The 21,447-nt window shown below is 31.5% G+C and carries 16 protein-coding genes and 1 tRNA gene; 12 read left to right on the forward strand and 5 right to left on the reverse strand.

Annotated elements, in window-relative coordinates; all coding sequences use genetic code 11:
* Nucleotides 1–91: 91 nt before the first annotated feature.
* The 3 genes from ABJ974_RS06545 to ABJ974_RS06555 all read left to right on the forward strand — a co-directional run bounded on the left by ABJ974_RS06545 (nt 92) and on the right by ABJ974_RS06555 (nt 4,974).
* Complete coding sequence (locus tag ABJ974_RS06545; protein ID WP_419870583.1) at nt 92–3,055, forward strand: tetratricopeptide repeat protein; 2,964 nt, start codon at nt 92–94, stop codon at nt 3,053–3,055.
* Between the two features lie 61 nt (nt 3,056–3,116).
* Complete coding sequence (locus ABJ974_RS06550; protein ID WP_419870584.1) at nt 3,117–4,895, forward strand: TonB-dependent receptor; 1,779 nt, start codon at nt 3,117–3,119, stop codon at nt 4,893–4,895.
* Nucleotides 4,896–4,902: 7 nt separating this feature from the next.
* Nucleotides 4,903–4,974, forward strand: a tRNA-Arg gene (locus ABJ974_RS06555).
* A gap of 184 nt (nt 4,975–5,158) precedes the next feature.
* On the opposite strand, the gene ABJ974_RS06560 is transcribed toward ABJ974_RS06555, so the two are convergent.
* Nucleotides 5,159–5,689: an antirestriction protein ArdA gene (locus tag ABJ974_RS06560; RefSeq protein ID WP_419870585.1), complete on the reverse strand. Its 531-nt coding sequence runs from the start codon at nt 5,687–5,689 to the stop codon at nt 5,159–5,161.
* 942 nt (nt 5,690–6,631) lie between these two features.
* Here ABJ974_RS06560 and ABJ974_RS06565 point away from each other — a divergent pair.
* From ABJ974_RS06565 to ABJ974_RS06605, 9 genes are all read left to right on the forward strand, one after another.
* Nucleotides 6,632–7,558, forward strand: coding sequence for a hypothetical protein (locus ABJ974_RS06565; protein WP_419870586.1), 927 nt, complete (start codon nt 6,632–6,634; stop codon nt 7,556–7,558).
* A 165-nt stretch (nt 7,559–7,723) separates the two neighbouring features.
* A complete protein-coding gene (locus ABJ974_RS06570) occupies nt 7,724–9,190 on the forward strand; it encodes a hypothetical protein (RefSeq protein WP_419869786.1) in 1,467 nt (488 codons plus the stop codon).
* A 5-nt stretch (nt 9,191–9,195) separates the two neighbouring features.
* Complete coding sequence (locus ABJ974_RS06575) at nt 9,196–10,308, forward strand: hypothetical protein (RefSeq protein WP_419870587.1); 1,113 nt, start codon at nt 9,196–9,198, stop codon at nt 10,306–10,308.
* 9 nt (nt 10,309–10,317) lie between these two features.
* Nucleotides 10,318–11,496 carry an RHS repeat-associated core domain-containing protein gene (locus ABJ974_RS06580; RefSeq protein ID WP_419870588.1) on the forward strand — a complete coding sequence of 393 codons (1,179 nt, stop codon included), beginning with the start codon at nt 10,318–10,320 and terminating at the stop codon, nt 11,494–11,496.
* Nucleotides 11,493–11,993, forward strand: coding sequence for a hypothetical protein (locus tag ABJ974_RS06585; RefSeq protein ID WP_419870589.1), 501 nt, complete (start codon nt 11,493–11,495; stop codon nt 11,991–11,993). The genes ABJ974_RS06580 and ABJ974_RS06585 overlap by 4 nt, the downstream gene beginning before the upstream one ends.
* Before the next feature lie 94 nt (nt 11,994–12,087).
* Nucleotides 12,088–13,701, forward strand: a complete 1,614-nt coding sequence (locus ABJ974_RS06590) for a GIY-YIG nuclease family protein (protein ID WP_419870590.1) — start codon at nt 12,088–12,090, stop codon at nt 13,699–13,701.
* 59 nt (nt 13,702–13,760) lie between these two features.
* Nucleotides 13,761–14,612 (forward strand): hypothetical protein, encoded by an 852-nt coding sequence (locus tag ABJ974_RS06595; protein ID WP_419870591.1) that lies wholly within the window; start codon nt 13,761–13,763, stop codon nt 14,610–14,612.
* Between the two features lie 69 nt (nt 14,613–14,681).
* Entirely contained in the window at nt 14,682–15,680 is a 999-nt protein-coding gene (locus tag ABJ974_RS06600; protein ID WP_419870592.1) for a lysozyme inhibitor LprI family protein, read from the forward strand.
* A 47-nt stretch (nt 15,681–15,727) separates the two neighbouring features.
* On the forward strand, nt 15,728–16,531 hold the full coding sequence (locus ABJ974_RS06605; protein ID WP_419870593.1) for an SH3 domain-containing protein: 804 nt from the start codon (nt 15,728–15,730) through the stop codon (nt 16,529–16,531).
* A 345-nt stretch (nt 16,532–16,876) separates the two neighbouring features.
* On the opposite strand, the gene ABJ974_RS06610 is transcribed toward ABJ974_RS06605, so the two are convergent.
* The 4 genes from ABJ974_RS06610 to ABJ974_RS06625 form a co-directional block, all read right to left on the reverse strand.
* Nucleotides 16,877–18,376, reverse strand: coding sequence for a hypothetical protein (locus ABJ974_RS06610; RefSeq protein WP_419870594.1), 1,500 nt, complete (start codon nt 18,374–18,376; stop codon nt 16,877–16,879).
* A 193-nt stretch (nt 18,377–18,569) separates the two neighbouring features.
* Complete coding sequence (locus ABJ974_RS06615; RefSeq protein WP_419870595.1) at nt 18,570–19,421, reverse strand: ParB N-terminal domain-containing protein; 852 nt, start codon at nt 19,419–19,421, stop codon at nt 18,570–18,572.
* 126 nt (nt 19,422–19,547) lie between these two features.
* Nucleotides 19,548–19,823 carry a helix-turn-helix domain-containing protein gene (locus ABJ974_RS06620; protein WP_419870596.1) on the reverse strand — a complete coding sequence of 92 codons (276 nt, stop codon included), beginning with the start codon at nt 19,821–19,823 and terminating at the stop codon, nt 19,548–19,550.
* Between the two features lie 129 nt (nt 19,824–19,952).
* Nucleotides 19,953–21,443 carry a hypothetical protein gene (locus ABJ974_RS06625; protein ID WP_419870597.1) on the reverse strand — a complete coding sequence of 497 codons (1,491 nt, stop codon included), beginning with the start codon at nt 21,441–21,443 and terminating at the stop codon, nt 19,953–19,955.
* Nucleotides 21,444–21,447: the final 4 nt, after the last annotated feature.

The raw sequence follows: 21,447 nt of genomic DNA on the forward strand, positions 1-21,447 counted from the left end.
TTTCTCCTATTCTGTACTTCTAAACTTGTCCAGACAATAAGTTTTGTATACTTTCGTTGATAATAATAGACTAATTTTTTTATTCAAAAGAATGAAATCAAAAAAAATACTTTTAGCAGCTGTTGTATTTTATTACGGACTATCCGATGCACAGCAGTCACAGTACTTCACCCAGAAAGAAAATTACAGATTTAACTTAGCCGAAAATCTTTATCAGACCAAAATATATAATGCTTCTCAATACGAATATGCAAGACAATATTTCTATAACCAGAATCTGTCCCGTTCCAGAAAAGAAGCAGCCCAGTTCTTTGATAATGTAATAGGTGTTATCCTTCAGAAGAACCATGCGGAAGACGGATTAACAGCCTTTATGAAGGAATATCCTAACTCGGCTTATTTTGCTCAGGCTAATTTACCGTTGGCAGATTACTATCTGGCAAAAAAAGATTTTGACAAAGCACTGGAAACTTTACAAAAAGTAAACCAGTACCAGCTTTCAAGAGAGGAGAATACCCAGTATATTCTGAAGTTGGGATATGCGAAGTTCATGACCGGAGATTCCAAAGGGGCTATTGAAGCACTGGAAGAAGCTTATAAAGATGTCGATGAGTCTGAAAAAGGGGATATCGCCTATATGTTGGGGCACTTATACTATGCGGACAGGCAGAATGACAGGGCATTTGAGTATTTTGACTCCATCAAAGACCAGCCAAAATATTCGAGATTGGTTCGTCCTTACTATGTACAGATGTATTACAATAATAAGGATTACGATAAAGCTATTTCGGAAGGAAATGCTTTATTGAATGAAAATATCTCTGATGCTTATAAAGCTGAGGTCCATAAGATCATAGGGGAAAGTTATTTCATGAAGAAAGATTATACTTCCGCCTATCCTCATTTAAAAGATTATCTGAGCGTTCAGCAAAATCCGTCTGAAAATGATTTATATGAAATGGGATTTGTAGCTGCCCAGCTGAAAAAATATGATGAAGCGGTTTCTTATTATAATCAGTTGCTGAACAGTAATTCGGCATTAGCTCAAAATGCTTACTATCAGCTAGGAAATGCTTATCTGGCAGTAGATAAGAAGCAGGAAGCGCTTTCTGCATTCCGGTCTTCCTATCAGATGGATTATGATGCTAAAGTGAAAAGACTGGCTCATGAACAATACGCAAAATTAAGTTATGATATAGGAAATCCGTTTGAAAGTTCTTCTACGGTTATTCAAAATTATATTAATGACAACCAGAACGGAGGGAATACCTCTGAGATGAGGTCGCTTTTAGTGAAGTCTTATCTTTATTCCGGAAACTATAAAGAAACTTTAAATGCAATCGACAGACTGCAGAATTCTTCACCCGAAATCAATAAAGTAGATCAGGAAGTCTCTTATCTGTTGGGGACCGAAGAATTTAACAAAGGAAATTATGATGAGGCGGAAAGATACTTTTTAAGAAGCCTTGAATTTAATATTAATAAAGAATTTAACAGCAGAGCCTTATACTGGCTGGCCCAGACGTACTATCAGAAAGGCAACAATCCTTCTGCCATCGTGCGTTATGAAAAGCTTCTTAATGAAAGCTTCCCGGAAAAACAGCAATTACCTTATGATCTGGGATATGCTTATTTCAAATCTAAAAAGTTTGATCAGGCTGAGAAATATTTCAAGCAATATCTTACTAACCCGAAACCGGAATTTAAAAACGATGCTGAACTCCGTCTTGCCGATATTTATTATGCTAACAATCAGCTGAATGAAGCGATTGCGATCTATGATAAAAATGATGATGCAACGGACTACACATTGTATCAGAAGGGAATGGCATTAGGCTTTAAAGGAGATACCCAGGCGAAGATCACTACGTTGAAGACATTCGTTTCCAAATATCCGGATTCCGAATTCTATGATGATGCCCTTTATGAAATAGGAACTGCGTATGCGGCTCAGGATGATTTTTCCAATTCCAATGATTATTTCTCTAAGGTTATTAAAACGTCAACGGATAAAGACCTGATCGCTAATGCAGCTATTTACAGAGCTCAGAATTATGTGGATTTAAATCAGAGTGATAAAGCGCTTTCCGAATTGAAATCATTAGGTGAGCAGTATAAAAATACCGCGTATGCCCAAAAAGTAGTTCAGGCAGCCAAGCCGATCTATACTAAAAATGGTGATGTTTCAGGATATGAAAGCTTTGCAAGAAGTCTAGGTGTTAATATAGACGCTTCCGAAATTGATGAAATCAACCTTTCAACCGGTAAGCAGTATTTTGCAAAGAAAGATTATAAAAATGCCATTTCTTATTACGAAAAATATTTAACCCAGAATCCAACGGGTGAAGGTTTATATCAGGCTAAATATGAGTTGGGAGAAAGTTATTACCAGACCAATAATTCAACAAAAGCTTTACTGGTATTACAGGAAATAGCCAATGTACAGAATGATTACCAGGATGATGCGAAAACCCGTATCAGCCAAATCTATCTGGCACAGGGGAAAACATCCGATGCCAAAAAATACCTGTCAGGCCTTCAGAATTCTTCCAATATCAATATTAAGAATTACGCCAATGTAGAGCTGATGAAGATTTATGCCGATGAAAAGAATTTCTCCGAAGCTGAAAAACTGGCCAATGCGGTTATTGCCAACAATAAAAATTCAGCTTCCGTCATAGAATCTGCGAAAGTCATTAAGGCAAGAAGCCTTATGAACTCCGGAAAAGATAAAGATGCGCAAACGGCTTATACATCTTTAGAAAAATCTTCCAATACTACGGTAGCAGCCGAAGCACTGTATGCAAAAGCTTATTATCAAAATAAAGGGAAAGCGTTTAAATCTTCCAATGAGACGATCTTTAAGCTAGCCAACAATTATGCTTCAGAAGACTATTGGGGTGCGAAAGCCCTGGTGTTGATGGCTAAGAACTATATAGGATTAAAAGATAATTACCAGGCAAGCTATACCTGTGATCAGATTATTGCCAATTATCAGGATTTCCCGGAGATCGTAGCAGAAGCAAAAGAGGTTAAAAAGCAGATTAAAAAGTAAAAAGTACTGTCGTATTCATGTACAATGTATTGTGGCAAAGCAAAGATTAATACAATAAGTAATGAACAAGAGAATTCAATTATTATCTATATTATTTTTAGGGATTTCACAGATTGCGTTTTCCCAGATCAAGGAAGAAAAACTTATTCTTAATAAGAAGAGAGAACCGGAAGTAAAAAGGATTGAGAAGAAGAAAACCTCCATTGAAACGGTTAAGAACTATCCGCCGGAAGAAAAATCTCAGAACCCGGTACAATATACCATTACGGATGTTCCTGCAGTATCCGATTTTAAAACCTCTACTATTCAGGGCGAAGATGTTACTCCAAAATTTGACGGAACAGCTCAGAATAATTATGTAAGGTTTGGAATGGGAAACTATGGTAAGATCCTTGCCGATGCCAATATCTCTAAAACCCTGGAAAATAAAATAGAAGTAGGAGCGGATGCGCACGTGCTTTCCACCAATGGATTAAAGAAAGATTACGATTGGAACTCCAAGCAGACTTCTGCCAATATCGCAGCATTCATGAATGCCTATGGAGATAAAGGGAAATTCAACCTGAATGCGGAATACGGGCTTAACAATTATAACTATTACGGGATTTATGCGCTGGCTCCATCCGCGGATGTTGACCTTAAGCAAAGAGTGAATCAGTTTAAAGTAAACGGATACTATGATTTTTATTCCAATGAAATCCTTAATGATGTACGCGTAAAATCATCTTTCTTAAAGGACTATTTTGATGCACAGGAAAATCAGGTGTCTATTTTAGCCAATTTATCCAAACATGCGATTGAACTTTCCAGCAGCGGGATCAATTTAAATGCAGATTTAGGAGTAGGATTGGAAGCAGTAAAAACTGATTTTTCCATCAGGGAAAGAAACTCTTCCAATTATTTTAATACCAGCCTGGCTCCGAAATTGACATTTGCAAAAGGAGACTCTTATTTAATGATAGGTTCCTCATTTGCTTTCCTGAACGGGAAGAACTCAAATGATCAGATGGCACAGGTAAAAAACAATAAAACCTATTGGTTCCCACAAGCTGAATTCCAATATGCAGCAGCCAAAGAATTTAAATTCTATGGTGGGGTAGACGGAGGTTTAAAGCTTAATACATATAGTGATCTTTTACAGGTTAATCCTTACCTGGTTTCTGATCAGATGCTGAAGCCTACGGAAACCAAATATCATTTCTATGTAGGTTTAAGAGGAGATATTGATGAAACATTTAAATATGATGTTTCCGCAGGATTCGGAAAGATGAAAGATATTCTTTTCTACCAGGGAAATGGACTGTTTGATAATCAGTATACCCTTAACCGATCCGCTTATAATTTTGCAAATACTTTCTCTGCAGTGTATGATGATGGAAATGTAAGTGATATCAAAGGAAGCATCCAGTATTTTCCTCTGGAAAACCTTAGTATAGACGGTGAAGTGAAGTTCACCAGATATGACCTTAAGAATTATGATGATATTTATAACGTTCCTTTACTGAATGCGAGCATTGGAGCTAAATATACCCTGTTTGAGAAAAAACTGATGTTAGGATTCAAAGGGATCTTTGCAAGTGACCGAACTACCAATTCTTTTGCGATAGAAGGAGTAGCTGATCCTCAGGTGGTTAACGCTATGATATATCAGTCTACGGAAAACAGGAATGATAAAGTAGGAGGATATGCGGATTTAAATTTGTCAGCAGAGTATAAAATTCACAAAAATTTCAGTATTTTCGCGCTTGGAAATAATCTTCTGAGTTCAAAATATCAAACTTATAAAGGATATAAAGTTCTTGGAGCCCAGATCTTAGGAGGGGTGAAGATTACTTTCTAATCCAACCGGCTGCATAGTTTAATGGATAGAACTTCGGATTTCGGCTCCGACAGTGAGGGTTCGAATCCTTCTGCGGTCACTTTTTAATAAAAAGAGAATTTGTAAATTATTAAAAATAAGATAATTGCATTTTCTCTTTTTTATTTTTGTGCCCAAGTTTGTGCCCAAATTTTAGAAATATCCTTTTTTTAATCTGCTTAAACTTGATTAAATCTATCTGAATTGTAAAATCTATACAAAGCATTTACTCTAATACAAATATACTACGATTTAAAATAATGTCCGTTTGACTCAAAATAATCATACATAATATTACGTGCCGTAGCTTCCCAATCTATTACTACAAAACTCGGGAGATTGAACGGTATATCATTTTCATATAAATATTCCACGAACTCAATATCGTTTGCATATTCACCGTGATAGAAATTATTTATGTACTCGTAGGCAGTTTGAAAATTAATGCCTATAAAGTTATCTAAAACTGCTTCAAAAACTTCTGAATCATACTCTGAATCATTTATTTGCTCAGCGTAGTTGTAAATTTCGGGAGATAAAAAACTTTCTCCTATCAATCCTAATTTCTCAAATAGTTCGCAACCCTCATAATCCTGAAACATAAATTCAGGGTTGGATTCATCAGAATGCAGTTCATACATTACCTGTCGTAATTCTTCAAAATCAGAATAATCTGAAAGGTTAAGCCATTTGCCATACAGGCTTGAATTGTTGTACTTGGCGTACGTAGATACATAGATACTAGCAGTATCAAGACAATTTGTTAACTTTGTCATGTCGATAAGTTTTAGTGTAGTTAAAATTTATTGATACGCCTAGTTGTGTTCGAGACAGCTAGGCATTTTTGTTTTTATATTGAACCTTGTACCCAAAGACACAAGGCTAAAAGTAGCTTGTAAAGATGTATAAATATACAACAAAAAGCCCATAAACACAAGTGTTTCAGGTACTTTTTACTCAAAAAATCAATATTTCCGAGGTTAGTTAAAAACTTTTTAATCACTCCGAGCGAAACAAAACAAAAAACAGCCGTCAAAAAACTAAAATCGTTGGTAGGGGCGGTTGGAAAAAAACGTATCGACCCGTATAAACCTAGCTTATAGTAGGTGTTGTCGGGATGCCTATATGAAAATTTTGAGATTTGACATAGGGGGGATGTTTTTATAGTAAAAATTTAAGACGGTGGGGTAAATAGGTCAGTATATATGATGTTGTCTGAAAGTAACCCAACAGCTAACAAAAATAAAAGCACTCATAATACATATCTATTGTAACATTTTGTGGGGAAGCAATTAAATCATTTTGGTGTAAATAGTCATACAATATATTGACAAAATTGCACCTATTTTAAACCAATGATTTTTTACCCAGACAAAGCCATAGAGATTACTTACCACACCTAAAACGTAGATAAAAATCTTTAATGCTGAAAAAATTTTCACAGGTTTTTGAAGCAAAGCCAAAAGATTCGTAAAATTTTATACTTTTGTAGCTAGAATTTTATCGAAAAAATATAAAGCGTTAGCTTTTACTAGTCCTTAGAAACCGCCAATTTCAAGAGAAATCCGACAAGTAAAGCATATCGCTCACGCTCTGCGTGGGCTATTGCTGTGTCGGATAAGTGCTTGGCGGTACTTTAAGGGCGTAGGCTTTAGTCCCACGCTTTTTGTATTTACAAACCTTTCACTTTAGGGGCTGAGTGATATAATAAATCGCTTATGAAAAAGTTTATTCTTTCCGCATCTTTATTAATCGGAACTTTTTGTTTTTCTCAATCAGTTACTAAAAAGTACAATTCATTTTATGATAGATATGAGTACTTTGACCCAAATGGGAATATGATTAGCTATGAAAAGTATAACAGTTTCGCTAAACAATGGGAGATGTACAATGTTGATGGCTCAAACATTTCAAGTAATACCAGGCAACCAACACAATATCGTGACCCACAACAATTAAGCATTTCAGGCTTAGGAGATGCAATGACAGCAAAGCAAAATAGATATGACAATAATGTTCAGCAAGTTCAAAGTGCCGTAAATTCAATCTCTAATCAAATCAATAATTTAAACGTAACGGACGAACAAAGGCAACTTATACATGATACTTTCCAAAAAAGCTGCGTTAATGAAGTAAATCGAACAAGGATTAATTATTCATCAGCCAATGAAACTAATCGTGTTATACAATGGCTATATGATTCTGCAAATACCATTATCAAAAATGTAACAGCTTCTACTAATGTCAGTTCCAGTAGTAATAACAGTAGTAGTTATCAAAACAATTCTTCAAATGATTACAGTAATGATAGTAAAATAAAATCTAATTATGGTAAAACCTTACCTGTTTATAATATTGCTATTTTTGACCATAATAATAAGCGCATAAAAGACGAAACTATAAAAAGTGATTCCTATGTAATTATAAATGATAATCAAATTATGTTTAAAAAAGCTGATGGGGAGCTTTCTTATAGAGATTTAAAAAACAAGGTATATAATGACCGTAAAAAAGGTTATGAATACTCATCAAACTGGGGAGGTGTTTTCATCCAAGAGGATTTAAAATATGTTGAGTTTTTTCAGGGCAGTTTAGCAATCGGAGAAAACTATACTTATTATATAACTCCGTCAGGAAATAGATAGGTAGATGACAATGCTTAATCATCTAAAACCAACATCGGGAAAATTGGGAAAAAACACGTCAAGTTTTGACGTTTTATCGATTTAATTTAGCAAAAATAAAACTTTAGAGAATCACTATGAAGTGGGTTTAAAAAGACTTATTTTTGTAATTAACCACAATATATAATGTTAAAAGTTTATTTTCGTGCCATATTTTTATTTACAGGGACATTAGGATTTTCCCAGATTCCTAACTTTCCTACTTCCCAAGCCCCTACCCCTAGTAGTTTGGGTAACTTTTCAAATCCAAATTATGGAAGTCCAGCAAGGTCTGTTATTCCCTCTGTTCCTCATGGTGGGTTGTACAATTCCAGAAGCTCACAGATTCAGCAACAGAATGCAAAAATGATGGAAGAAGACTTTAGGAAAGTGGCTCAGGAACAGGAACTCAGAAATAAACAGGAGAATTATTACAACCAACAAGCCTTAGAAGATTCTTATTATAACCTGCCTTCATTTTCAGGAAAAGCAGGCACACAATCCTATTATGATGCTTACAATCAATTAGGCTCACTCAATACTGACAATTATTCTATAAGTGAAGCCAATTTTATTGTGGAGAATGCCTATTATGGGAATAAACAAAATTATAATCAGTTTAAATCTGGAATTCAGAAAACAGCAAAACAGCTCTTACAGAAAATGAAAGAGAGAAAGCAGGATACTGAAAGCAATACAGATAAAAACCTCATGATTTTTGAGTACCTATCTAAAGGCATGAAGTTGGGAGGAGTTCAGCATAAAGCTATCAAATATGATTTTGAGGATTATATGGGTGCAAAGGATTGGAATAAGATGTTTGTTTCCAAACTCCTTAAAACAGGCTCTGGGCAATGTCATTCCATGCCTTTGTATTATTTGATGCTGGCAGAAGAAATGAATGCAGAAGCTCACTTAGCCTTTGCTCCCAACCATACTTATGTCAAATTTAAGGATGAAGAGGGGGAATGGCAAAATGCAGAGCTTACCAATGGGATATTTACTACAAGTTCTATTATTCTTGAATCAGGTTATATAAAATCAGAAGCTTTACAGAATGATATTTATATGAAGGAGCAAGATAAAAAAGAGTTATTAGCACAATTTTATGCAGATTTAGCCAATGGTTATGCTCATAAATATGGAATGGATGAGTTTGTAGGAAAAACTTTGGATAAAGCACTAGAATACTCACCAAAAAATATATATGCAAACCTACTAAAATCAACTTTTCAGCAAGCTAAACTGGAGTATGTAGCAGGGCAATTAGGCATTAAAAATCTTGAAAATCCTGAGGAACTACAAAATATCAGATTTTATCCGAGAGCATTGGCACTACTACAGGAGACAAAAGCCCAGTTCAATAATATTGACAATTTAGGCTATGTCCCGATGACTGAAGGGGCTTATGAAGAGTGGCTGGGGAATATGAAAGGTGAAGCCAACAGGCAGAAAAGTGAAGCTCTTGCTGAAAGAATGAGACAAATTAATGCTGAAAAGCAAAAGCAGAAACAACAGGAAACTTTGAGAAAAGCTCAGGAACAAAAGAAAAAAGAATCTCAGCAGTCTAACGAGAAAGCCCAGTATTTCCCAATAGACCCAAAACATTTATAGCAATAATGAAAAAATATTTATCTCATAAAGCTATATCCATTATATCCTTAGTGTTGGTATGGCTAAGTTCAGGAATGGTTAAAGCCCAAAATAACCAGTTTTACAATGATGCTTATCAGACCATTGACAACATGCTGAATGACAAGCAAAAATATAGCTTTAAAGATGCTGTATTCAGTGTAGAGAATGCTTATTTTCAAGGAAAGCTTGATACGGTACAACTCAATAACGAAATCAGGTTTTTAACAAAATTTGCCAAAGCTATTGTAGCCAACAGGGATTTAAATTACAAACAATCTGATAAGGATAAAGTGAGCAAATATGCAGCAATATACTCTATTATGTGCCAGACTTTGCCTATTGCTGTAAAAGACACCGTAATACAGTATAAGCCTTTTAATTACGATTTTAAGGATGTATTTGGGCATAATGATATTACCAACTTATTTGTATCTAAATTATTAGCTACCAAAAAAGGAAACTGTAATTCCATGCCTTACCTGTACAAAATTTTGGCAGAAGAATTAGGAGAAACAGCCAATTTAGCCTTAGCCCCTAATCATGTGTACATCAAACATCAAATTAAATCTGATGGCTGGTATAATACAGAGCTTACCAGTGGAATGTTTCCTCAGGATTCATGGTTGATGGCTTCGGGATATATCCATTTGGATGCCATTAAAAACGGTGTGTTTATGAAGGCTTTGAACGATAAAGAAAGTTTAGCATTGTGCTTATTTGATTTAGCACAGGCTTATAACAGGAATTTCCCTGGCAATGATGGTGAGTTTGTATTAAAAGTTGTAAACAGGGCAATAGAGATTTATCCAAACTTTGCAAAGGCTCTTATCCTTAGGGCTGAAACTCATAAACAGCAGTTTGAAAAGTTGATGGATAAACAAAATTTGAGTTCAACTAATCCTGAAAACATAAAAAAAGCCCAACAAGACCCAAAGGCTAAGGAGCTTATGGAACTAATCACAATGGAGTACGGACATATTTATGATATCGGATATAGACAAATGCCAGAGGAAATGTATTTAGACTGGCTTGTTTCTCTGAGAACTGAGAGAGATAAATATGAGAATAAAAAATTAATGAATAACTTTACAAAATAACAAATGACTATGAAAAGAATTGTACTGACTGGTTTTGTTCTTCTCACTGGAATTACACAAGCTCAGGTTAAGAAAACTCAATTAAATACAAAGACAAAAAAGGAATGGGTAAATCCTGTAAAACTGACTAAAGAAGAAAGAAACAGACCTTATATGGATGAGGTTCTAAAGACCAGAGATTCCATTACTCCTGAAGAAGCTGAAAGAAGAAGAAAAAATATTGCTATTGGGAATCCTTTTAAAGACCGTGGCTATTATCCTAAAATTGCTACACTCAGCAAAGGAAAATACTTAGAATTCCATGATATGGATGCTGTAGTTAATATTGGTTCTGTAAAATACAATAGGAAAACTAAAGAAATTACAGAGTTCAGAGAAATAGATTTAAGTGACCCAGATGCACAACCTTACTTAGATACAGCAGGGAGATGGTTTTCACCTGACCCTTTGAGTGAAGAATATTCAAGCTGGTCTCCTTATAATATGGTTATGAATAACCCAATAAAAAATATTGACCCTGATGGAAGAGGTGTTCTTGATAATTTCCAGTTGCTCCAAAATGGACAGGTTAAGTTAATAGAAAAGACAAATGATAAAACTGATACATTATTTGCATCAGATAGCAAGGGTAATATAGATAAAAGTAAGAGTGTTACTGTTCAAAAAGGAATAGTTGGACAACTACAATATTATAGAGATGGAAATACATCAGATAGCTATGGAGCTTATCATCAGGCTATAAAAGAGCATACTGCATCTACTGAAAGTGATATGACTAGTTTGTTTAATTTTTCAGCTAGTAACTCTACTGTTGAATTTTCATTAACTGACTTTAATATAGGTGATAAAAGATTTATATCTCTACAAACATACAATTCTGATGAAATGTCACCTGGTATGAGTCATATAGGTGTAAAAGAAGGGAGTGAAAATAGATTAACTCATAATCACCCCTCTAACCAAACTTATGGTACAAAAAGAGACCCTAACTTTACAGAAAGATATAGTATGGGTGATAAAGGCAAATCTATATCTGGAGATTATTTTAATGTAGTATATGGTAATAAAGGTAAGCCTATAAATTATGAATATAGAACTTTCTTTCCTGGGTCTAAAAATCTATATAATGTGACACCCACGGGGATTAAACTAATAAGACAAGTTAATAATAATAAAGACTTTAGATGATGAAAAAAATTCTATTTATAGCATCTTTAACTTTTCTTTTGAATTGCAAAAAAGAACATAAAAATGACTCAGGATTACAGGATAACTTATATAAAGTAGTTCTTGATTATCAGAAAAAAAATCCTATTCCCTCTGATGAGGAGATAAAAAAGAAAACACCATTTATTAACCCTAAAGATGAAAAGTATATCTTTGAGCTAATTTTTGACAAGGGAGAAAAAGATACATTGATACATATTACTTTAGAGCCAAGGGGGGTAAAACAAGTATATAACCCTTATGGTGTCTATAGTGATATAAATTTAAAGCCAACTTATATTATTGATGAAAGTAAGATAGGGAAGAATTTTATCAAAGAATATAAGAGAAAAGACTTAGACAAATTCACTTTTAAAGATTTTGTAATAAATGATGCCATGTACCCAGAGTATATATATAAAATCAATGGAAAGGAACTAGTATTAATAGATTCTATAAGGGGAAATGTAAGAAAGTAAATTGAAGATTTTTTGAAATATTTAAAGACTGGTTATAATTTTTCTTAGTAAAAAACAAGATGCTATTTTTAAAATTTCCAACAGAAATGTAAATATGAGACCAAAAACATTTTTTTCAATTTTCCCAGAAAAAAAAGATGAAAATCTTACTGAAAGATTAAAAGTTCAAAATCCAAAATTATGGAAAAAGCTAAAGAGAAAATTTGATATAGGTAGACAAATTGTAGTTTTGCAGACGTACAATGGCTTAGACACAGTAAACGAAAATACAATACGATACTATTTAACAGAATATGCTAGCCGATTTTTAAATCTTGGTCCAAGTTCATTTCCTACATCATTTAATATTCTAGAACCATTCTTTACTTTTAATGCGGAAAATTCAATTATTCAATTAATTGATGAAGAAGAAGCTTATTCTATTTCTCTTTTAGATTTTTTGAATTTTGTAACATCTCCTGATTTCGATTTAGATAATATTGATTATTTTGAAAATATACCTGAAAGTATAATTTATCATTTTCAATTTAATTCTGATTTTGAAGAGTATAATTTTTCTAGTACAAATGATATTTCATTTTTTATCGGAAACTTATCTCTTGTTAGGCAAGGTAATCAAGTATCAATGCTATTGCAATGTGGAGAGACATATGATAAAGCTGAAGCAGAAGAATATTTAAAGGACAAAACAAAGGAAGCACTATATGCGACAATGAGTGAAAGAAAAAAATCTTTAGGATTAACGATTGAAACTGACGAAACTCATGCGAAAGTGGTAAATTTTAAAGAGAATAATGATTTATGGAGTTATAATGTTTCACTACTTTTTGATATTAAACGTAAAACAATTGACATTCGTCATGTTGCCAGAGATGAAAACCTCAGTTTCAGAGTTCTGACTGATGATTTTTTTGCAATTTTTGCTGAGCAATCGCAATTGACAAGTGATGAAAAAAAAGAAATATTTAATAATCAATTAAAAGAATTAAGTAAATATGATGCTGTGTTTGATTTTGCAAAATATTGCTTAGCACTTCCATATTATGTATTTGAGAATGAGGATAAATTAGTTAATGTAACATATGAAACAAAACTTTCGGAACTATTAACGTCATCTTTAGTGAAACGTAATTTTCAAAATGCTCCAAATAAGTATAAAATTTATGCTAAACCTTTATATTATTTAGAATCAGATTCTCACGCTTTCATTAAAAATCAAGAATTAAATGATAATAGTTTTCAAATCGAAAAATCAGGTTTTTGGAAAAGAATTGGTGTTGAAGAGGAGGGTTTAGATAAATATGGAAAAAAAGTTATTGGCAAAACTTGGGTAGAGCGTAATGATACTTATTATACCGCTCCTAAAGTTGTGACAAAAATTAAAGAAGTTGAAAAGTTTACGAATGAGAATGCAGGTTATATTTATATTATGAGACAACCTGCGCATGAGGAAAATATTTTCAAAGTTGGTCTAACAAAAAGAGATGCTAAAACTAGAAGCAAAGAACTCTCCAATACAAGTACAATTGATAATTTTTTTGTAATCCATAAATACTTGACAAAAGATTGTGTCGAAGCAGAGAAAATTATACATGAAAAATTAGATATATATAGATTATCAACCAGAAGGGAGTTTTTTAGATGTGATTTAGAAATTATTATGAATATTTGTTCCGAAGTAATAACACTCATAAACCAGACAAAATAAATTACTAAATTCAAAAATCTAATTATTGTAATTAAGCATTAATAAAAACATATACTAAAATGAAAGGAATTTGTAGGCTTTATAAAGAAGAGTCAGATTTACAAGAAAGTCATATTTTTCCAAAATTTGTAATTAATTACACAAAAAAAACAGGTTCTAAATATTTAAGAAATTATACTGAGCCAGATAAGAGAATGCAGGATGGCATAAAAAAACATCTTTTATGTAGAAAAGCTGAACAAGATTTTTCAACTAGAGAAAAATGGTTTGCTGAAAATATTTTTCGTCCTCACCTTTCAGGAAATAAGGTTCTTAAATATGATGAAAATCTATATTATTTCTCTATTTCATTTCTTTGGAGGATACTTATATTAGAATTAGAATCCACTTCAGATATTGATAAAAAATGGTATTATAATTTATTAATTGATGCAGAAACCGAATGGAGAAGTTTTTTACTAACAGGTAAGACTCCTGAAAATTTTAACAAAATCTGTCTTTTATTGACTGATAATGTTGAATTTAATCCTACAGAATTAAAAGGAGTTGATTTTTATCTAACTCGAATTTTTGATGCAACAATTGTAGATAATGAACCTCAGACCTGTTTGTTGATTTATGGTAAGTTCAACAAGTTCATATTTTGGGCTGTCTTGAAAGAATATGGTGACGAAAATACTCTTCAGGATGTTTTAATTAATCCAAATGGTGGAATATTTAATATACCTCAGGACTTAATGTATTTCCCAATTTGTTCTTTTTTAGGAAATCGCATAGAGGTTGTTGCTAATATGACTCTTCCAAATTCTGAACAGCAAAAGAAAATTGAAGAAGAATTGTTAAAAGATAAAGATTTTTGGGAAAAGGAATTAGGGAAGTCCTTATTAAATGGTTTAGAATTAGATAAGTAAACGCAATAGCTTTAATTAAAAAAATTATTTGTTTTCAACCAAATAAAAAACTTTAACATAAATTGAAAATTGGCAAAAAGAGATTTTATACAAGAAATAAAATCAATAAAATCTAGAACTGAATTTAATTCTAGACATGATTTTAGCTCGAGACTTAATGATATTGAGTATGCATTAAGTGAGTTTATTAATTATAATGGAGATTATAATATTGAGGTTTTAAAATATATACCAATTTCAACGGTTGCTTGTTTTGAAGCTTTTTTCAAATCAGTAGTAAAAGAATTTGTAGATTTCGGAGAACCTTATAATAAGAATGTTTCGAATTTTAATCAATCAAAAAATATCAAATTAGATTTTGAAATAATTGCTGCTATACAAACAAAATCTATAACTGTAGGAGAGCTTGTTGGTCATATATTATCATTCAACAATTTTGAAGATATAAACTCAAATTTATCTATTATTATTGATAAAGATTTTCTAGATGAGCTTAAAAACTTTAATAAAAAATCAATATATAAGATTCCAAATATTTTAAATGACAGTAGGAGAAATCGTATTCCAGAAATTATACAAAGTATAAAGGAAACTTATGAATTTAGACATATTTTTTGTCATGAATTTGCTACAAACATCAATATAGAAAAAGAGGTAATAATTAAAAATTTCAACAATTGTAGAGATTTTTTAGAGTTAGTCAACAATTTTGTTTGGGAAATTCTATATCCAAATTCACCAGAAACACAAGTAGAAATGAATGCAGAAGCAGATAATAGTTTTAAACAAAAAGATGAAGAGTTAAATCTTTTAATTGAATTTATTATTCAAAATAAAAAAAATATTGATGAAGATTATTCAATTAATATCAAACTGTTTAAAGCAAGTCTTGAGAAATGGAAAAAATATAGAGAATCTGTAGCTATATATCGTGCTAGTTCTGTTGAAGGAGGCTCAATGTACCATTTAATTTACTCATCTGCTTTGAAACAAATTACAAATGAAAAAATTGAAAGTATAAAGACCGAATTTGAAATTTTTTTAAGAAAAAATAATTTCAATCTTTAGTACTATATAGATGCAATGATAGAATTGAACAATAAAAGTACAAAAAAATGAAAAGTTTAAATAACCTTGAAAATTTAAGAAAGTTGTCTACTTTTACTGAACAACTTAATAGTATTATTTCATCCCCTCTTATGGAGGTAACTAGAAAATTAAACGCTTATAGTAACTCAACAATATTAGATGAGTTTAATAAAAATACAAAAGTAGGATTACCACCTTCCATTTATGATTTAGTTAGAAAGTTTGACCGTATATCTAATGAGCCAACACTTGCAGCCATGAAGAGTATTAACACACAGCTGCTTGATAGTGAAATTTTTAACAAAATTAATTCTATTGGTTATTGGACACAACTTGCCAGTATATCATTAAATGAGGCAATACAAATACCTACTCGTGAAGAAATTGAAATACTTACGCAAGAGTTAGAAAACCATGCGGAAGAATTGGATGAGAGTTCATTAGAGATATTCAATAATTTAGTTACTTCAATTAAAAACTATATTGTTAGCAATCCATCTATTAAATATTCTGGATTATTTATTTTGTTTTTGATTCAGCAAATTCTTGTTCCAATAATATTAGAAAAAATTAAAGGAGAAAATCAAAATTCTCCCACAACAGTCCAGATTATTAATAATTATAATAATAACAGCAATATTTTAGCAAAGGCAAATCAAAAATGTTCAATAAGAAATTATCCCAAAAATTCATCTAAGGAAATTTTTATATTACAAGAAAATGACCAAGTAGAAATTTTAAAAGATAATATAAAATGGTGTTTAGTTATAAAAACTAATACCGCTGAAACTGGTTGGGTACGAAAAGAATATTTGAATTTCTGTAGGTAAATGATTTTTCACAAATAAAAAAATGATTGGCTCTACCACAGATAGATAAAGCCAATCATTTTAATTTTAAGCCACTTTCAGGCACTCATCACTATTACACCGCAATTCCTTTAAAACTCGGTAAAACACCCTCAGAATAACTTAAAAACATTTCTTTACCATAGATTACATAGCAGGGAACCAACGTTATATTGCAGTATGAAAAAATATGCCGTAACTACCATGAACAGACAGTTTAAGCAAAAACCTCGAAGATAATACCATAGTACTATAAATATTTTACTACTTATTATTTATATTTCTATTACTCTCATATAATCCATACTAGGTAAGTTTTTAGGGTTCTCAAAGCCAGTTTTCACTTTCAAATTTTGGGTTCAAACCCTGAGAATACTCTAAAAATAATGATTCTGATTCTGTTTTCATAGATGGGAACCATTCCAAAGTAGTACATATTGAATCATGTATCGTCCAAAGTGGCATATCAGGGTGTTTTTCCGCAAGTTTAGTAGTAATAAAATCCAAAATGCAATCGGCTTCAATATGTTGCAGTAATTTTGGGAAATTTTTATAAGAATCCTTGCTATCAAATTGTGTCTTAAAAAGCTCCATACATCTGCACAGTGTCGGCAAATGATTTTTAAAAATATCATATTCTTTTGCAGGTCTTTTTAGCGGGGTGTATAAAAGCTGCAATGTAAGTTTTTTCATTAGATTTCTTTTACCTCTGAACTCTTTGATTTCAATATATTCAGTGTCCCTGTTGTAAAAAGAAGATTCGTATATTTCTATTTTTTCGCCATCCTCATCACAAATAATTTTATGTGGTTTAATCTCATTAAACACAACCTCTCCTAAATATTCATAAAATGTTCCTGATACAATTGATTCTTTTACGTCCTTGAATTCTTCTTTAAATTCCTGAGTACTAACAATCTCTGATAATTCATTTAATAGACTATCAGTTTTAGAATGATAAATCGACTGAATAATTTCTTTTACCCTCTCATTATTATATCTTTCCAACAACAAAACCATAAAATAAGGTTGAGAATTTTTAATATCCAGACTTGCAATAGTTTCGCCATTGTAGCTCAAAAAAGGTCTAAATGATTTTGGAAGATTAGTAAGGTTTGTATGCAGTCGGTTATCCGTGTTAATGTCTCTGGTCGCTCTGAAAATTTGATTTTTCATCATTAATGCATAATGCCAATAATTATAAACATTTGCTATCATTGGGTTAGGTCTGTTATATACTGTATCATATTTATTATAACAAAACTTACCTTCCAAACTTTCAATTAAATTATCAAAATCAATAACAAGTCCCTGATTAAACCATTTTGTTAGATGGGTACAGTTATTTGAAAAGTTTTCATCCAAAATTTTCTCATTTAGTTTTTTATCTGAAATCTCATAAATTTCAAAATCCAGACATTCCGTACCCTCAGCTTTAATTGCAGAATAATTAAATCTGTAACTATTACTTTTATGGGTAAATGCTGAATAATTAGTCTTTTGAACAATTTCAATATCCAGAAAATAGTCAAAGTATAGATTGTACTCATAATATTTCTGCTCTAATGCTCTTGAACTCATCGGGACATACCCCCATTTATAGACTTTATCTTTTTTACGGGCAGGAATACTGATAATTAGGCTCAAGTAATACATTGCTATTGATAATTTAAACTTTTTGAACGGTTTTTTTTTCTCAATCATATCTACCAAATAGTTATAAACTTTTGTAGGTAATATTACCTTCCATTTAAAATCTTTGTGATAAAAGGCTGTCGCATTTATTTTATGGTCTGAGCTTTTTGTTTTATATTGTTGTAGTTTCATTGTTTCTTTTATTTAAAAAAGGCATAGCAAGGGCTATACATAGCTATTTTTACTATGCCTAGTATTTGATTATAAAAAGATTTTAGTTGATTTTTCGGGCCTTTATAAGACTTTTAAGGTGTGCGTACGCAGAGAGGTGCGGTGTAGTAGTAAAAAGATTCTGTTTTCCAGCCTTGTACCCGTGTGTATAAGGTTAGTCTTCAATTATAAATACAGCATATTTAACATTAGGCTGTTGAGACACAAAGTCATTTACTTTATTTTCATCTTTTGTCATAATTAAACATTCAACTTCATTGCCCCTTAAAAGATGCATACCAGCATTTATATCATTCACATATTGTGGCTTATGGATTTCAGTTTCGATTACTTCAGATTCAATTTGAGTTTCTTCCTGAACCTCAGTTTTCATGGTTGCATTTAATTCGTTTTTTATAGCTTTTTGAACCTGTTTATATGCGGAAGAAATACTCAAATCTTCCGTAATCATTTTTTCAATAATATCTACTAAACCACTGCTTACAACTTTCTTATATCTGGCAACAGTTGTTCTGCCAACATTGGCGATTTTTGCTATTTCTAAAAGTGTATCAACTGCTTTTTCAACTTTATTACCTTTACCTGCATTGACAAGATTATCTTTTGCAGTTTGTTGTATTTTTTCTTCATGTAAACAGGCAAGTTGAATTTTATGTATTTGTGTAAGATTCCTTCTTTGACACTGATTTTTAACCATCCAGAACTGAATATCAGAAAGAGTTTCAAAGTCTTCTTTGATTTCTTTTGTTGGAATATCCGATATTTCCAACTCTATACAGGCTTTTAAGCGTATATGACCGTCAATAACGAGCTTGATTCCGTTTGCAGTTGTATGATATAGGATTGGGGCGTTAATTCCATTTTTTTCAATATCTGCTTTTAACTGGCTATATCTATTTATATCTGCAAGGGTAAGATAGGATTCTAGTTCTGAAATTGTCGTTAAACCTTCATAATGGTGACTTATGTTATAGCTTTGACCTAATAATTGAATTATATTTGACATGATAATTGTTATTTTAAATTTGGCACAGGAGATACCCACACAATACTCAACTGTGCTTTGATTAAACATAAAAGTGTGGTAAATGATTAAGAAATAATTGGAATGGGAGAAATTTCCCGATTTGTTTTAAGAAGCTTGGTTCAATTTTGAGAATACTTCATCTTTTGAGTAATATACTCGGTTGCCTATTTTGGTATTTTTCAATGTACCGTCATTATTCCAATGAAATAAGGTTGTCAAACTTACATTTAAAAGTCTTGCTGTTTCTTCACGAGTGTAAAACTCTTTTTCCGCTGATTGTACAGGAATAATTTTTTCTAATTCTTCTCTAACTAATTTTTGAATGAATTGACCAAAAGAATCTAAATCTATTTGCATCAATTGAATTGCTGAATTTGTCATAATTTTTATTTGTTTAAGATTATGATGCAAAGGTTCAGATAGGGAAAACAGGGAAAAAACAGGGAAAATATTTTTAAGACAAAACAATTTAACTTACTGATTATCAGTTGTAAAAATTTTAATTATTTTTTATCCTGGAATTGGTTTTAATTTTCCCCTATTAATTCCTAATGAATATTCAATTTCTGTAAGAAAAGCATCAGTAGTTTTAAAGGTGAAAGGATAGTGTTTACCTTGCGGATTATCAATGTCAATAAAATTTTTAAGATATTGTTGTTTTACTTCTCTTTTATTATCTATATTGAATTTAGTAATTCTTTCAAAGGAAGCAATGGTATCAAATTTCTTTCCTTCTACCTCATAGAAGTAATCGAAAATATAGAAGAAGTAACAAAACCTAAAAAAATAAATGTCATTTTTGAATTCTACTCCTTTAATACCATTACTACTATATTTATTTTCTGAAAGTGCATTTAAAATAATTTTTACAGCATCGTTATCAAAGGATTTTGATTGTAGATAATCAACAAAAGCCGATTTTTCTTTCATAAAAATATCTAATTCATTCTCAAGAAACTTGTTTTCCTGTGAATACACTTTTTCTCCATATCGCAGTAAATTCAGATATTTTAGCTTCATTCCGTAAAGAGAATGTTCCGCATTTAATTCTAAATATTGATATAAATTGACTCCTGTAAGGTCTGCAAATCGTAATAGTTCTGATGCGCTTAATATGTTAAGGTAGTTTTTAAGAGATTCTTCCAAAGAGATAAAGGATGATTGTAAAGACATAATTGAAGATTCGGTGTAAGCAAAAAAAGAACCATCTAGTTGCGGAGTTTGAAATGAATGCTCAAAGAGTAATTTTTCATTTTCATTTATTTGATAATCCAGATATTTTTCACGACTAGAATATTTGTTTATAAGAACTGATTCTGAAACACCATTAACTTCCCTTATAAAACGACTTAAAAAGTTTGATGCCCTTTTTTCTAAAGACAATACAAGTGATGCATAATAACTTATATAAATATTTGGAGATATAATTTTAAGAAGTAAGTAATTTTGAAAATGCTCTGATATGACAGCGGAATTAATTTCATTCTCATAAATTGGTAAATTTTCAAATGTATGTTTTTGAAGTTGGTGTACTATATTAGCTGTAATAATGATTATAGTCTTAATTACAGATACAATATTATTAATTTCTTCGTCATTATAAATTTCATCAATTGACCCAATATTAGGAAAATCTACTGTTCCATCATTAACAATTACTGCATTTATATTTAGAAAACGGTTTATATACTCGAAATAATCTGTTATTAATTCTTCTGAGCTTTCTACTTTTTGAGGGGACAGCTTGTCTGGGTAAAGAGAGAATAAGTCATTTATCGTTTCTGAGATAATTATATTTTTAATATCAATGCTTATGTTTGGTTGTATAACGTCCAACCTGGCTTTTATATCCCTAATTTCAGGTATATGTGCAGGCTTTTCTACTTCAAAATTTTGTAAAAAGAACTCATGTATGCCATGATATGACACAGGGTTTTCCATAGCTATTACATAAACAATGAAATCTAATGCGATTCCTTTTTTGGATTCTATGTTAATCATATTT

Source organism: Chryseobacterium sp. CT-SW4 (genome assembly GCF_048572715.1).
Taxonomy (GTDB): Bacteria; Bacteroidota; Bacteroidia; order Flavobacteriales; family Weeksellaceae; genus Chryseobacterium.